Source organism: Streptomyces tyrfis, from assembly GCF_037034285.1.
In the GTDB taxonomy this organism is placed as follows: Bacteria; Actinomycetota; Actinomycetes; order Streptomycetales; family Streptomycetaceae; genus Streptomyces.
In genome coordinates, this window is record NZ_JBAGJZ010000054.1 from 39,893 (window position 1) to 54,071 (window position 14,179).

Annotated in this window: 11 protein-coding genes; 6 read left to right on the forward strand and 5 right to left on the reverse strand. The window is 72.6% G+C overall.

Annotated features, from left to right (window positions below; genetic code table 11):
- Window position 1 precedes the first annotated feature (1 nt).
- The 5 genes from tpg (at window position 2) to WA762_RS30470 (ending at window position 6,437) form a co-directional block, all read left to right on the forward strand.
- Window positions 2-550 carry a telomere-protecting terminal protein Tpg gene (tpg, locus tag WA762_RS30450; RefSeq protein WP_335939991.1) on the forward strand — a complete coding sequence of 183 codons (549 nt, stop codon included), beginning with the start codon at window positions 2-4 and terminating at the stop codon, window positions 548-550.
- Window positions 550-2,256, forward strand: coding sequence for a telomere-associated protein Tap (gene tap, locus WA762_RS30455; protein WP_335939993.1), 1,707 nt, complete (start codon window positions 550-552; stop codon window positions 2,254-2,256). The genes tpg and tap overlap by 1 nt, the downstream gene beginning before the upstream one ends.
- Window positions 2,257-2,410: 154 nt before the next feature.
- Window positions 2,411-4,672, forward strand: a complete 2,262-nt coding sequence (locus WA762_RS30460) for a DUF6884 domain-containing protein (RefSeq protein WP_335939995.1) — start codon at window positions 2,411-2,413, stop codon at window positions 4,670-4,672.
- Between the two features lie 70 nt (window positions 4,673-4,742).
- A complete protein-coding gene (locus WA762_RS30465) occupies window positions 4,743-5,426 on the forward strand; it encodes a P-loop NTPase family protein (RefSeq protein WP_335939997.1) in 684 nt (227 codons plus the stop codon).
- A gap of 6 nt (window positions 5,427-5,432) precedes the next feature.
- Window positions 5,433-6,437, forward strand: a complete 1,005-nt coding sequence (locus tag WA762_RS30470) for a hypothetical protein (RefSeq protein WP_335939999.1) — start codon at window positions 5,433-5,435, stop codon at window positions 6,435-6,437.
- Between the two features lie 85 nt (window positions 6,438-6,522).
- Here the strand turns inward: WA762_RS30470 and WA762_RS30475 are convergent, their stop codons facing one another.
- On the reverse strand, window positions 6,523-6,924 hold the full coding sequence (locus tag WA762_RS30475) for a hypothetical protein (RefSeq protein WP_335940001.1): 402 nt from the start codon (window positions 6,922-6,924) through the stop codon (window positions 6,523-6,525).
- A gap of 459 nt (window positions 6,925-7,383) precedes the next feature.
- Between WA762_RS30475 and WA762_RS30480 the strand changes: the two genes are divergently transcribed.
- Entirely contained in the window at window positions 7,384-7,773 is a 390-nt protein-coding gene (locus WA762_RS30480) for a hypothetical protein (RefSeq protein ID WP_335940003.1), read from the forward strand.
- Window positions 7,774-7,883: 110 nt separating this feature from the next.
- Here the strand turns inward: WA762_RS30480 and WA762_RS30485 are convergent, their stop codons facing one another.
- From WA762_RS30485 to WA762_RS30500, 4 genes are all read right to left on the reverse strand, one after another.
- Complete coding sequence (locus WA762_RS30485; protein ID WP_335940005.1) at window positions 7,884-8,201, reverse strand: hypothetical protein; 318 nt, start codon at window positions 8,199-8,201, stop codon at window positions 7,884-7,886.
- An 8-nt stretch (window positions 8,202-8,209) separates the two neighbouring features.
- Window positions 8,210-9,115 (reverse strand): hypothetical protein, encoded by a 906-nt coding sequence (locus WA762_RS30490; RefSeq protein ID WP_335940007.1) that lies wholly within the window; start codon window positions 9,113-9,115, stop codon window positions 8,210-8,212.
- A gap of 219 nt (window positions 9,116-9,334) precedes the next feature.
- On the reverse strand, window positions 9,335-10,474 hold the full coding sequence (locus tag WA762_RS30495; RefSeq protein WP_335940009.1) for a TniQ family protein: 1,140 nt from the start codon (window positions 10,472-10,474) through the stop codon (window positions 9,335-9,337).
- Window positions 10,475-10,551: 77 nt separating this feature from the next.
- The gene (locus WA762_RS30500) at window positions 10,552-13,365 is read right to left on the reverse strand and encodes a hypothetical protein (RefSeq protein ID WP_335940011.1); all 2,814 of its coding nucleotides are present in this window, start codon (window positions 13,363-13,365) and stop codon (window positions 10,552-10,554) included.
- Between the last annotated feature and the right edge of the window lie 814 nt (window positions 13,366-14,179).

The window sequence follows — 14,179 nt, forward strand, 5'->3', positions numbered from 1 at the left end:
CGTGGGAAAGCTCATCGACGCGATGCGGGCGCGGTTCCAGACGCGCGGCACGCCGAAGACCGCGCGGGGCCAGTTCAACGCCCTGATGCGGAAGGAGAAGGGGGACACCGGGAAGGTGGCCGAGCGCCTCGGCGTCTCTCGCCGGACGGTGCAGCGGTACGTCAAGGGTGACCGGAACATCGCCAAGTCGAAGCCCGAGATCCTCGACCGCTTGCAGCAGGAGGCCGCCAAGGACCACCAGCCGCGCGTTACGGCGCGGGCGCAGAAGGAGGCCCAGCAGCGCGGCATGACGATTGAGACGCGGGCCTCGTTCGGGTTCACCTCGGAGGCGGGCAGTACGGACGATCCGCGGATTCGGCGCATGACCGAGGAGGTGCCCGACCACCTGATTCCGCAGGTGTTCGACGCGCTGCGGGCGGGCGACGAGGACGAGTTGAACCGGCTCCTCGGGCAGGGGCTCGCCGAGGAGTATTTCCGCGCCCCCGGCGGTGCGGCGGATCTCGACGTCGAGTTCTCGGACATTGACTACGTTGAATTGGATCTTCGGTGATGACTGACAAGACCTACACCGCCCCCCTCCTGGTCCTCGACACCGAGGGCGGCGTCCTTGTCGGCCACGGTCCCGACGTGCGCCGTGTGGACGTGCCGGCGGACGTTGTCAACCTGGCGACGGCCGCCGAGTGGGCCATCGCGTACGGCCTGGGCGCCGGTCCCCTGTCGCAGTACGGCGAGGATGCCGGCGCGCTCCTGGTCCTCACCGAGGGTGCCGTCGAGGCCCTCGGCCTGCCCGCCCGACTGGACGACCGTAAGCGGCTGCGGGTGCCGGACGATCACCCCGCGGTCAAGGCGGTGGAAGAGGGCGGGTGGAAGCTGAGCCGGGCGGGCCTCTCCCCCTGGTCCTTCCTGTACCGGGGCCGCGTCGAGGTCTCCGTCGCCACGATCCCGTGGGGGGCGTTCGCCGATCACCTCCGGTGGGGCGGGGTCGAGGACGTCGCCGCCGACCCGTGCGCCCTGGCGTACGTCCTCGGCCAGTACGCCGAGCGCGTGATCACGCCGACCGGCTCGACGGCCGCGTGCAGCCTCGCCCTGATGACTGCCGTTCGGCCGCCGACGCGCCTCGTTCGGGACCGGGGCACCGGTCGGCCTCAGCGGGTGCCGGTCGAGGGCTCCCTCTCCGCGGCGGTCGACCCGGCACCGCCCGAGGCGCCGGACGAGCACCCGCTCGCCAAGGACCGCACGCGGGAGGAGGCCCGGAGCCCCGAGCACGTCATCAATGAGGAGGCGTACGACTGGTATCGGGAGCCGACCGAGGCCGAGGCCGCCGCGCCGTACGTCGTCGGAATCGATGTGAACACCGCCTTCCTGGCGGCGGCGAACCGGCTCACGGTGGGGATCGGTGAGGCTGTCTACACCGACGGGCCGCGGTTCGACAAGAAGGTTCCGGGGTGCTGGCTCGTCGACCTGTCCGGCGCCGAGCTGCGCACGAAGGATCTCGCCACGAAGGAGTGGAAGACGCTCCCGGCCGAGTTCCCGAGCCCGTTCACCCCGGACGGGAAGACCCCGACGGGCCCGGCCTGGTACGCGACGCCGACCCTGGCGTACGCGGTCGAGCTGGGGATCGAGGTCCGTCCCCTCGCGGCGTGGCTGCGTCCCGATGCGGGCGGGTACCTCGACCTGTGGCACAACCGGCTGCGGGATGCCTACATGGACACCCTCGCCGATCTCGGCATCACGGCTGACATGGACGAGGAGGCGTTCCTCTCGGGCATGGCCACGATCAAGGAGCGTGATCCCGAGGCCGTCGCCCTCCTGTCCGCGATCAAGCAGACGGCGAAGGGCGGTATCGGGAAGTTGCGCGAGAAGCCGCAGGGGAAGCGCGAGGGGCGACACGCGCCGTGGCCGGCACTCAAGAGGCCGACATGGCGGCCGGACATCCGCGCCGCTGTGATCAGCGCGGCCCGGGTCGGCGCCCACCGGAAGATGGTCAAGACGTGGAACGCGACGGGTCTCGTCCCGCTTGCGATCCTGTCGGACTGCGTCCTCTACCCCTCGGCGTACGCGACGGCCCGCGCGGTGGTTCCGCGTAAGCCGGACGGGACGCCGCTGCCCGGCGGGTTCCGCCTCGGCCCGAATCCGGGCTACTGCAAGGAAGAGGGGGTCCGGCCGATGACGTGGTACAGGGACGTTGTCGCCAAGGCCGCGAATCCCGGCCGGTTCATCAAGGAGGGGCGCGACGCCTTCCGCGAGGGCGAGTAGGCACCTGCCGAAGGGGCCCCGGTCATCTGGCCGGGGCCCCTTCCTGTTGCCCACCTCTCGCAAGATTCAGCACAGCTCACAGTTCTACTTGTAGTTGTGTTGCGAGTGTGGGAAGGTGTCCGGAGATCAGCACCCGAGCACAGGAGCCCGCCGAATGCCCGCCGAGTACGCCACCCGGACCCGGATCGCCGTCGACCGCGGTCACGCCGAGGCCGCCGTCGAGTTCCCCCCGGCCGCGGGGAAGGGCAAGGCCCGCGCCGCCGCCGCCCGCCGCCTCGCAGCGATCTACCGGGTAACGGCTCGCCACCCGTACAGGACGCTGCACTACAACCCGGCCGGTTCCGACGCCCCCGAACCGACGCCCGACGAGCTGCGCCTCGACGTGTCCGGCGACCCCGAGCGCGTCGCCCGCTACCTGTCCGCCGTCCCGCGCTACCTCGCCCAGGTCGAGGCCCTCGCCACCAAGGCCGCCCGCGCCTACGGCCAGTGGGCCCGCAGTGCGGCGGGGGAGGGGGCCCTCGAATACGTCGATGCCGGCGGGGCCCGCGCGTACGCTCGCCGGTTCCGCGCCGATGCGTTCGCCGCCGTCGCGGACTGCTTCGGGATCTCCTCCCTTCCCCGGTACGTCGACCCGGCCGCCCCGATGTGGGACCAGGCCGCACGCATCGCGTGGGACCTCGTCAAGGCGGAGGGGCCGGTCTCCCTGTACGCGATGCACGACGAGGCCGAGGCCGAGGAGCTCCTCGCCGCCGCGGACCGCAGGCCGGACCCGGCCGCCGAGGCGTTCGAGCGTGAGCTCGCCGAGCTGCGCGCCGCCGAGTCCCGTCGCAGCGCCCGCCTGTTCGCCGCCCTCGACGGCGAGGAGCTCCCGGCCGACGAGGCGCCGGTCGAGGAGGCCGCGGCCGAGGACGTCGTCGAGGACCAGGAGGACGAGGAGCTCCCGACCGTCGACCTCACCCCGGTACAGCGCCGTTGGCTGCACACCGCCGCCGCGCACCCCGAGGGCCACCTCCCCGCGGCCGTGAACCTGCGGACGGCGCGCGCCCTGGGGGCGGCCGGGCTCATCGCGTGGACGCGCCCCCAGGGCCGCACGGTGCCTCTGGCCGAGGCGGTGTGGAAGCTCGACGCGGGAGAGGCCCGGATCACCGCGGCGGGCCGTCGCCGGGCGGCGGCCGAGGAGCGCGAGCGCGTCGTAATCGTGGCGTGCGGGGGTCGCAAGGCTGTGTACGCCGACGGCATCCGCAAGGGTGAGCCGGTGATCGGCGAGCGTGCCGGGGCGCTTTACGTGGGGAGCTACCACCGGGCGATGCGCCGGGCGGCCGACGTCCTCACCCAGGGCGGCCGGTCGGGGCGGGTGCTGATCCTGTCGGCCAAGTACGGGCTTGTCGAGCTGTCGCAGCACCTCTTGAACTACGACCTCCGGGCGGGCGACCCGGGCACTGTCGACGGCGAGACGCTGCGCCGGCAGGCGCACGAGCTCGGGATCTCCGGGGCGGCCGTAACGGTCCTCGGCGGCCGGGCGTACACCGCCCTCGCTGGGGAGGTCTGGGACGAGTTCGCCGCGCCGCTCGCGGGTACGCGGGGGATCGGCGAGCAGCTCGCCCGCCTCGCCGCCATCTACGACCCGGCCCGCGCCGCCGTCGAGACCGCGGCCGAGGACGCCGTCGAGGGCCAGGTCGAGGAGCTCCTCGACCCGCTCGCCGCCGCGCCGCGGCCGGTCGAGCTCGTCCCCACCCTGGCGTGGGGGCAGTCGTGCCCCCTGTCGCGCCGCCTGTCGTCGGCCCGCCTGTCGTCCGGTGTGACCTGCACCGACGCCCCCGTTCCCCCGGCCCTGCGGGCGGCGCGACAGGGGGAGGGGCACAGGGGCGGCGGGGTCCGTCCCTCGAACTGGTGGCGTGCCGCGCGGCACGATGTGCGGGGCCCTGGCGTCGGGCACGGTGAGCGGGTGCACCGTCCCGTCGCCGCCCTCGCCGTCGCCGCCCTCGCCGTACTGGCCACCGGGTGCGTGTCTGTCTCCTCGACCGACGACAAGGCCCCCGGCCCGCGCTCCCGGCCCGCGGCTTCCGTCTCCGCTTCCACCGCCCCCAGCGCGGCGAGCTTCACCCAGGGCCCGGCCCGCGAGGGACTCGTCCGTACCGGGCCCGGCCCGTCGCGCTCCCCCTCGGCCGCGCCTCGTCGCCGAGCGGCGCCGTCTGCCGTGCACCCTGCCCCGGCGGCCCGGCCCGCCGTTCCGCCGCGGGGGCCCCGCGTCCGGCCGCCGGCAGCGCCGCGCCGAGCGGTCCGGCCGCCGCGCCATCACCCGCACCGGCCGTCGTCGACCGCCCCGGGCTACTCCATGCGCGACGTATGCCGGGCCGCCCAGGGCGTCACCGATCCGAGGCTCGCCTCGCTGTGCCGTAGCACGTACGGGGGATAGTCGTCCGCTCCGCGCGGTCGAGCGCGGAAAGTGGCGTCGGGATCAAGTACGCGGCGGATAGCCTTCCGCCATGTCATCTCTGAAACTCCCCTCGCAGGGCCGCCGCGTGACCTTCATCGGCAAGGGCGGCTCAACCAAGACGCACACCCTTGCGCACGTCCGCGGCCACTGGGCCCGCATGGGGTATCCGACGGGCGCCGTCGACTCCGACCGTCCCGGCGAGGACGAAGACGGCTCGCTCTACACCTGGGACCTGATGGCTAAGGGTCTGGTCAAGGGCCGCCCCGTCAAGGCCCAGTACAACGCCCTTCACCTCCCGGGGACCATCGTCGAGGAGACCCCGGCCGACGGCGTTTTGGGCATCGACACCGGGGCGTGGTCCAACACCCCCGGCGGTACCCATCACTCGGCGCTCGCCATGTCGGATCTCGCCGTCCTGTGCCTCCAGCCCGCCGAGGGCGAGCTCCACCGGTCCGCGTCCGTGTGGGCCGCGCTCAAGTACCTGAACGACACGACCGGGCGACGTCCCGAGCTCGTCGTCCTGCTCACCCGCACCCATCACACCGCCAAGGCGAACGACGAGGCCCGTCGCGCCATGGAGAACCGCGGGATCGAGGTGTTGCAGAGCACCGTTCCGAACCAGCAGGGGGAGGGCGGCTACTCGCGCACCTTCGGGAAGGAACTCGTTCTCGCCGACGACGATCCCATGCATAAGGTGGCCGTCGAGATCCTGACGAAGGTGGCGATTCAGTAGATGAGCATGGATGCAGTGTTCGGCGACGCTCTGAACACCCGGGGGCGGGGCGCAGGGACGGGCAAGCCCGAGAAGCCCGTAGCGCCCGCCACGTTCACCGCGCCCGGAGTGCCGGCGCCTGCGGTGACACCGGAAGTTGAGGCCGCTCCGGAGACTGAGGCCGGGGCGGCTCCCGCCCCGGCTGACGGGGGCGTCCCGCCAATTGGCGGGAAAGTGTTCGATGGCAAATCGAACAACGGGGATGGGGGCACACCGGCCGCCACCGAGACGGACGGCGCGGCCGAGACCGTGAGTCCGCTCTCCGAGGCGGACCGACTCCTCCTGAGTCAGTGCGAGGGCCGGATTCAGGCGTTCGGCAAAGCGGCGGCCGACGCGGGCGAGGCGTTCGACACGATCAAGGAGAAGGAGCTCCACCGGCACTACGGGATTCCGTGGGCCGAGTACACGATGAACCGGTGGGGGGTGTCGGTGTCGCAGGTCGACCGCCTCATTGCGGCTGCGCCGGTCATGCGGGAACTGTCCATCCCCAACGAGGGCACCGCGCGCGAGCTCGTCCCCGCGTACCGGGATTGGGGTGCGGACTCCGCGCGGGCCCTCTGGGACGGCACCAAGGAAGGGTCCGCGGGCAAGCCCACGGCCAAGGTGTTGAGGGCCGCCGTCCAGAGCGCGAAGGAGCGGATCGGCGACGAGAAGAAGATCCCGGCCCCGGACAAGCTCGAAACGCTCGCACGCAAGACCGTCGCCCGGGTCGTGAAGGAGGAGGCGGCGGCCAAGGCAAAGAAGGCCGCCGTCAAGAAGGCGCCGGCACCGGCCGCCGCGGAGGATGCCGAGCAGAGCGGCGCGAGCGGTGAGGCGTCGGCGTGGGTCCTGGCCGACAGTGCGGTGACCGAGTTCTCCCGCCTGTTCGTCGCCCAGGCCGAAGCGACGGGCCGCCCGCCCGAGGAGATCGCCATCGAAGCGTTCGACGTGCTGCGCAAGCACTACGCGGCGGGGGACCAGGCCGCCGCGTAGGTCGCGGCAGAAACCGCCACACGGCGCGGCCCCGGGGAGTTCACCACCCCGGGGCCGCGCCGTGTCTGCGTGAGGTCTCTCCGGGTCACACCGGCCGGGCCGAGACGGTGCCGGGCATTCCGTCAGACCATGAGAACTCGGAGTCGTCGTGCTCGTCGCCATCGTGACCGGGCTCGTCCCCGCACTGGCGCCATTCGCCGAGCGAGCGAGGATCGACCGCTTCGGCCTCCCACGCCACACTCAGCGACGTGCAGAACTCGGCGTCGAGCTCGTCCTCGTCCGGCGGCGGCGGGAAGAGGCCCACAGCAACGAGTGCGGCACTGACGACCTCCTCGGCCGTCGTCCGCCCGACACCGTCCCGGCGTCCGGCTTCCCTGCCGGCCGCAACGGCTCGGTCGTACTCGTCGGCGTCGAGGATGCGCAGGGGAGCGGGCAGGGGGACCGGCGTTGCGGCCGGGTCGACCGTGGCGGGTTCAGTGCGGGACATGGGTTGGGGTCCTCCTGGTGGTCGAGCGGGAACGGAACGAGTCTGCCCCGTGGCGGGTTCAGCCGGGAGCCCCTCGACCGAACCCGCCACAGGCGCGCGGGGGCCGGCACTTCCCGCCGCGCCCCACAAGGCGAATCCGCAGGTGGCGCCGAACCCGCCACCTCGTGCACCCCCCTGATGCCGACACCGCCACGGCGTGCATCCCTGCGGGACGTCGCCCCTGGTCCGGCGCCCGTGACCTGCGGAAGAGAGGAGCCCCTAGCGGTTCTGAAACCGCCATTCCGTGCACCCCTCACCCGACCAGGGGTTATGACCGCCTCTCATATTCTGTGAGCTGGGGGCATATCGAGTTCGCCCCGTTCGCCGGTCGACACTCAGGGACCTAACTTGCAGTTCAACTTGTAGTTGACTTGCAACTTATGTCATCGTGGAACCCCACCGAGCAAGGAGGCGCCACCGATGAACACCCCGCACCCCACCCCGGCCCGCACGTTCGTGGTCGACACCGAGACCCGCGCCCTGTTCGAGGACGTCGTCGCCAAGGACCGCCCGCAGCTCGGCGACGTCCTCGCCGCCGTCCGCGCCGACGCCGTCCCGGCCGGGGCCGTCATCCTCGGGTGCTACCCCGACGGCGTGAGCGTCGAGGATGCGACCCCGGCCGGGGCGATCACGCACTCGGACCCGTACACGGCCGCGCCGGTCCCGTACGACCCGACGTGCGACTGCATCGGGTGCACCGAGGCCCGCGGCTGGTCCGGCCCCGTGATCACCCTCGCCACCGAAACGATGTGGGAGGCGTGCGACCCGGTCCCGGCCGCCGCCCCCGTCCTGGTCCGCCTCCCCGCATAGACCCCCCACCGCCTGACATGCCGAGGGCCCCGCCGCACATCGCGGCGGGGCCCTCGGTGTTCATCAGTCCATCGCGGGACCGGCGAGGCGGCCGTCACCCGCGAGCGGGTTCACCATCGACTGTCCACGCCGTCTTCCAGATCCGCCATGTTCGGGGGCTCCCGGTCGTAGTCGTCCGGGAGGGTGCACGTACAGATGCCGCCCTCGTAGACGAGGCGCTCGCAGTGGTCGGCATGGTGGGGAGTGCGGGGCGGTTCCGGCGCGCGAGGGGTCGGCAGGCGAACGGGCGCAACGGGGGGTGTTCCGGCAAGCTCACGCCGAATGTCCTCGAAGGTGCGTCCCTCCCAGTCCTTGCACATCTCGCAGCCGCGCCCGCCGGGGAGGGTTCCCGGGCAGTCGTACATGTGCATCTCGGGGTCGATATCCATCTCGGCCCTCACCACGCCGACGGGGGAGCGTTGTCGAGGGGGGACCAGTCGAAGGCCGTCGACACCGGAGCGCGGTCGAGCGGCGGGACGCTCGACGGGGGGCCGAGCTCGTCCTCGTCGGCCCGCTCGTCGTAGTGGTCCTCGGGCGGGTCGACGTCGCCCTCGGGGTCGTCGTCGAGGTAGTCGGGCTCGTCCTCCTGGTCCTGCTCGGCGAGCGGCTCCTCGTCGTCCTGGTGCTCGCCGTCGTCCGGGTCGTAGTAGTCATCTTCGGGCGACGGGTAGGCGTCGGGGTCGAGCTCGTCCTCGTCGGTGTCGAGGCCGGGGAAGTTGGGGTGTCGGACGCCGTCGTACACCACGGTCGTGAATCCGGCGCCCTCGTGCGGGCGCCGCTCGCCCCAGGGGAGTTCGGGGAGCTCGACGCTTCCCTCGAACGTCTCGCCGCACGCCGCGCACTGGTAGACGTCCCACCACGTCGTGATGCCCCACAGCGAACCGGGGTGGCGGTCGACGTGGACGAGGCGACCCTCGCACGCCTCGTCGCCGTCGCCGTCTCCTGCCGTGCACCTGTCCCCGTGCTCACAGCCGGTACCCGAGCACCGGCACGGCCGGGCGGGGTCGTCCACGGGCCGCCACACTGCCTCGGCGCGCGCTCGCCGGGCGGGGTCGGCATCGGCGGGCAACGCACGGACGCCGAGCTCCTCGGCGGTGATGCCGAGCTCGGCCTCGGCGACGGTGGGTTCGAGCACGTACACCACGGCGGCCGGGGCGGGTGCCGGCGTTCCCGTGGTGGCGGGTTCGGGGGTGGCGGGTTCGGCGGCCTCGGCCCGCGCCCGGCTCAGCGCGTCGTGATACCCGACGCCCTCGGCCTGTTGGATCTCGCGCGCTCGCTTCTGTACGGCGTTGCGCTTCGGCATAGCGATGCCCTCCCGGTCCGGGTCTCGGCCCCCACGCCACCCGCCCGGTACGGAACGGATCGTCAACTCGCTGCGTCGACACGGCTTCCCGGGGGACCTTCTACCGTCGGTGCCCTGGCGCGGCGTGGGCGCGCGGGCGGCGGTATGGGCGGCGGCCCCGCCCTCGGGAGAACCGTAGCGCAGACCACCGACAGTCAGGCGCGGAATGGAGGGCGGCCCCTACTTTCGGGGCAGGCCGGTGCACTCGGAGTACGGCACCCATCGGCAGCTCGGAGCGCGGCCGTCGCACCGAGGGCACACGGCCGTGGTGGACGTGAGGGGCAGGCCGTAGACCCACATCAGGCAGGAGGGCGCACGGAAGGGGCCCGGCTCGGTCGGCCGTCGGTGCAGCTCGGGGAGGCGGCTCCATCGGCGGTCCGCGGCCGTACGTCCGGAAGGCTTCCCGGGCGCCTCGGCCTGGTGCTGCTCTAGCCAGTAGTCGAGGGGCGCGCGTTCCTGTCGGGTGAGGGTGCCGGCGGGGACGAGCTCGGCGACGACGTCCTCGACCCAGGCCGCGGGCGACGCCCCGCGCTTCCGTCGCCGCTCCTCCCATGTCCACATGAGCTCGGCGAGGGTGACGGCTTCGGGGTAGACGACGACGGGGGCGGCCCGGCGGCGGTGTCGGGTCATGCCGAGGGCCTCCTCGCGGGCGTGCCAGATGTCGGCGACACTTCGGCCGCGGCCTTGGCCGGTGTCGCGGCGGCGGGGGAGGGACACCCACCACCACAGCATGGCCTGATGAGCGTCTGCGAGGAGGGCGTCACCGACGGGGCCCAGGCGGTGGACGAGCTGTCGGTGTCGGTGCAGCGCCCGCCCGAGATCGGGGACGGGAGCGGTGTCGACGAGGTACCCGCCGTCATCTCCGGCGAGCCACCGACGGCCGCAGGGGCACGGCCGCCAACGGTGGCCGGTGGCGGCGATCCACGCCCCGGGTTCCATGCACAGCGGGCAGGCCGGCAGGGGAGCGGCGCCGAGCTCGTCGGGCCACGGCTCGATGCGTGCGGCCTCGATGTCGGCGACGCGGTCCGGGTGTGCGCTGGGGAGGGCGCGGGACAGTTGGTCGGCGTCGCGGTCGACGAGGGCGGCGAGTCGGGCAAGGGTCTCAGGGGAGAGGAGGAGCTCCTCCCGGCGGGGGTCGAGATCCCTGTCGGGGAGATCGAGGTCCTCGTCGAGGGACCGCAGGAGGCGGGGGAGATCGGGGCCGTTGGCGGCGGCGGTGCGGGCGAGGAGAGAGAGGGTGGTCTCGCCCGGGATCAGCGGGACGCGGATCGGGATTTCGAGGGAGGTCTCCGCCGGGGGCGCCGAGTCGGTGTGAGTCATGTCGGCACCGTGGCACACGGGGCCGACAGTCCGCCGCCGCTCGGGGGATGCTTCGCTCGGGGGTGCGAGACCCCTTGTCATCCTTGGCGCGTCCCTGTCAAGTTCTGGGATTGGCGCCGGCACCCGGCCCACCGGCCGGACACCCGGGGCGGCGGCCCCCTCTTCCTGCCCTCTGGCAAGGGCCGCCCCGCACGGCCGGACACCTGTCGCATGCCCTGTCGCGTGCCCTGTCGTGCCGCGCCCTGTCGTGCGGTGTGACCTGCGCGAACGCCCCTTTCCCTCCCCCCTCGCGCGAGACGCGACAGGCGGACGCCGACAGGGGCCCCCGCCCCCGATCGGGCCCCCGCCGGGACCGCCTCGACGGGCACCTCGACCGCCGCCGGGACCTCGGCGTCCGGGACCAGGACGCCAATCTCGGCGTATGCCGGGGTCGACAGGAGGACGCCCATCCCACCCCACCCGGGCGCGTCACCTTCCCGGCCGCGCGCCACAACGCACCCGTTGTCGAGCCGCTCGACACCGGTCAAGGTCACCGGGGCGCCCCACGCTTCGGGGGACAGGGGACCGCCGTCTCCGACCCCGCCACGGACCGGCACGCACCGCCGCGGAGTCCGGACGACGTCGCCCGACTCGACCGCGTCCCACGTCGTGAAGCGCCACCCCCGGGGCGCCATGGTGCGGGCCCGCATCCGGCGCGCGACGTCCGCCTCGACCGCGGCCCGCACGTCGACCAACCCGACGAGCCGAGTCGCAGCCTCGGCGCGGGTGGTGTGGTCGGTACGGTGCTGCTCGTCGAGACCGAGGGCCCACCATGTGCGGCGCGTGCGGTAGACGTGCCCGACCGGCGCACCGTCGACCGACACCGGATAGCGCCCCTCGGCGTCCCGTCGGCCGAACCGGTACCGGGGCGCCTCGACCTGCGCCTCGGGCGCCGCCGACACCTCTCCACCTGACGCGTCCGCGTCAAGTCCCTGGGGAAGCGCCGACCTCGAACCGGAGACCGCTTCCGCCGCCTCGACCGGCCCCTCGACCGGCGCCTCGGGCGCCGCATCCTGCGCCGCGCGATCCGCGCGCCCGCGGTCCTTCGCGGCCAGCTTCGCCAACTGCTGCGCACGCTTGGCCGCGTCCCGCGCGTCATCCGCACACGCGCCCGCGGTCGTGTGCCACTCGACCACGCCCCACGGGCGCCGGTCCGCCTGACGGGACGTCACCGCGGCCCGCGCGCGCTCCGCCGCCTGCGTAGCCTCCGCCGCCTCCGCGCGCGCATCCCGCACCCAACCCGCCAGCGTGGCGGGGAAGTCGCCGATCCGGGGGCAACCCGTCGCCCACCGGTCCGCCGCCGCGGCAGCGTCCCGCGCGGCCCGCGCCGCCTCTTCCGCCTCCTCGGCCGCCGCGATGCCGGATCGCTCATCGTCCGCCGCCGCCTGCCGGTCGTTGGCCGCGTCCCGCGCGCGTGCCTCCGCATCGCGCGCCCGGTCGACCGCGGCCCGCGCGCGCTCGGCGTGCTGCTCGCGCTCCGCCGGAATCTGACGTGCGCACACATCCGCATCCCGCGCGGCGCGTTCGGCCGACTCCGCGTCCGACCATGCGCCGTCGGCGTCCGTCGCGCCCTTAGACTCCGCCGCCTCCGCCGCACGGTCCGCACGGTCCGCCGCGTACTCCGCCGCCTCCGCGCACGTCTCCGCAGACGATTCCTGTCGCGCTTCGTGCGCCTCCGCCTCCGCAACCTCCGGGGAGTCGACCGCTCCCGTGATCATGGCGACCATGGCGCGCGCGGCGAGACTGTCGCGCATCCCCATGACCTTCTGTGCGTCGCCGATGGCTTCAACGGCGGCGGTGGTCACCTCGATGAACCGGCCGTCGTGCGTGCGGTACGACAGGGCACGCGCAAGGTGCGTCGCGCACATCGTGGCGTTGCGCCCCTTCTCGTACGTGAACATGCGGCGGTTGTTGGTGAACCGCTCGCCCCGTTCCTGGCACTTGTGGCACTCGCGCGCGAACGCTTCAACCTCCCGGATCACGTACTTACGGCTGTACGCGGCACCGAAACCGACGTGCCGAGTAGCGTCCGCGCGCTCGCGCAGCTCCCGGAGCATGGCCGCGGCCCGCTCCGCCGCCATGCCCTTGACCACCGGGGCGGAAGCAACCGCGAGCGGCTCACGGCCGGCACCGGGCACGGACACGAGCCATTCGCCGTTGCCCTTCGCGTCCGCGTCCATGCGGACACCGTCAATGACCATGGGGAACCAAACCCGGTCGCCCCGCACCTCCACCTTGCCCACGTACGCGGACACCGGGGCGTAAGCCTTGTACCCCTTCGGCGGGACGTAGTCGGCGTACGACTCGGGCGCCTCCGGCAACGTGCCGAGGGAGTCGGGCAGTTGAGTCATGTCGACGTCCGCACCCGCGGCGCCGATGCTGCTCACGGTCGACCCACCGACGCGGTACGTGTAACGCGCGTCCTTACCGGTGCCGCTCCCCGGAACCTTGCTGCGGGTCATGTGGAACGCGCGACCGGTCACGCCGGAACGGTCCGTCGTGATCCAGAACGAACCCGCGGCCGGGGCGTGCGACCACACCTGACCAACGATGCGCGTGTCTCCCTCGAACCACTCGACCCAGTCACCGACGGCGAACGGGTCGGCGACGAAACCCGGGGCGTCCGCCGACTTGGGAAGACGAACCTTCGGGGCGGACGTCTTAGCGGGGCGCCACTTCGGGGCGCGCGCGTCCCGCTTCTCAATCGCCGTCACGAGCTCGGCCCGACGGCGAGCGTGACCGGCAACGATCTGCGGGGCGACGTCCTCGGTCGGAATCGTGAACAGCCGGAACCGCGCCTTACCGTCCTCCGACTCGATCGTCTCGAAACCGTCCTGCACGTACGTCCGCATGTGGCGTCCCTCCGGGTGGTTCCCGCCGGGGCGTCCCCCCGGCGGTTGGTGCGGTCCCCACACTAGCTAACTCGCACCTCAACTACAAGTTGAACTGTGAGTTCGCTTCCTGGATTTCGCGGTTTCGGCCGAACCCACCACAGGGGTGCGCCCCGGACGCCCGGGGGAGGGGTCGGCCACTCGGGGGAGATCATCCGAAACGGCCCCGGGAAGGGGTCTAGGCGCCCGCCTCCGGGGCTATCCTCGACGCCGCGCCCCGGAGTGCCCGCAGGGGGTCGAGGCTCACAGGCGGGCGTACAGGCGTTTTCGCAGGTCGGGCGGGTTGTGGAAAAAGGGTGCACGGGTAGGCGGTATCAGGGCCGACCAGGGGAAACGTGGTCAGTGGGGCCCGAAACCGCCACAGGTGCACCATGACAGGTAAGGGGTAAAACAAAGGTGGTGACTATTACTCGAACAGCTTGTTGGGAACGGTTCTCAACAAGGGGGAGGGGGGAACGGGTATTCTCCCTGGTCGGTCCCGAACCCGCCAACCCGTGCACACCCCCACCTCTGTTCGATTTCCGGGATGTGGAAAAACCATGCACGAAATGGCGGTTTCTGAGACCGGATACGATCGGATTTCGAGGCCGGCACCTGCGAAAATAGGGGTTGAGCTGGGAAAACGCGGTTGTCCACAGGGGTGCACCGTATGGCGGGTTCCAACTAGTTCCCCACACTCAAGATGCAGACGCAGACGTGATCCGCGACGCGGATCACTTGAGCCCGCGAAGCGGGCTCATAGCAGACAGCGTGAAACGCTGTCAAGGGATCGGCG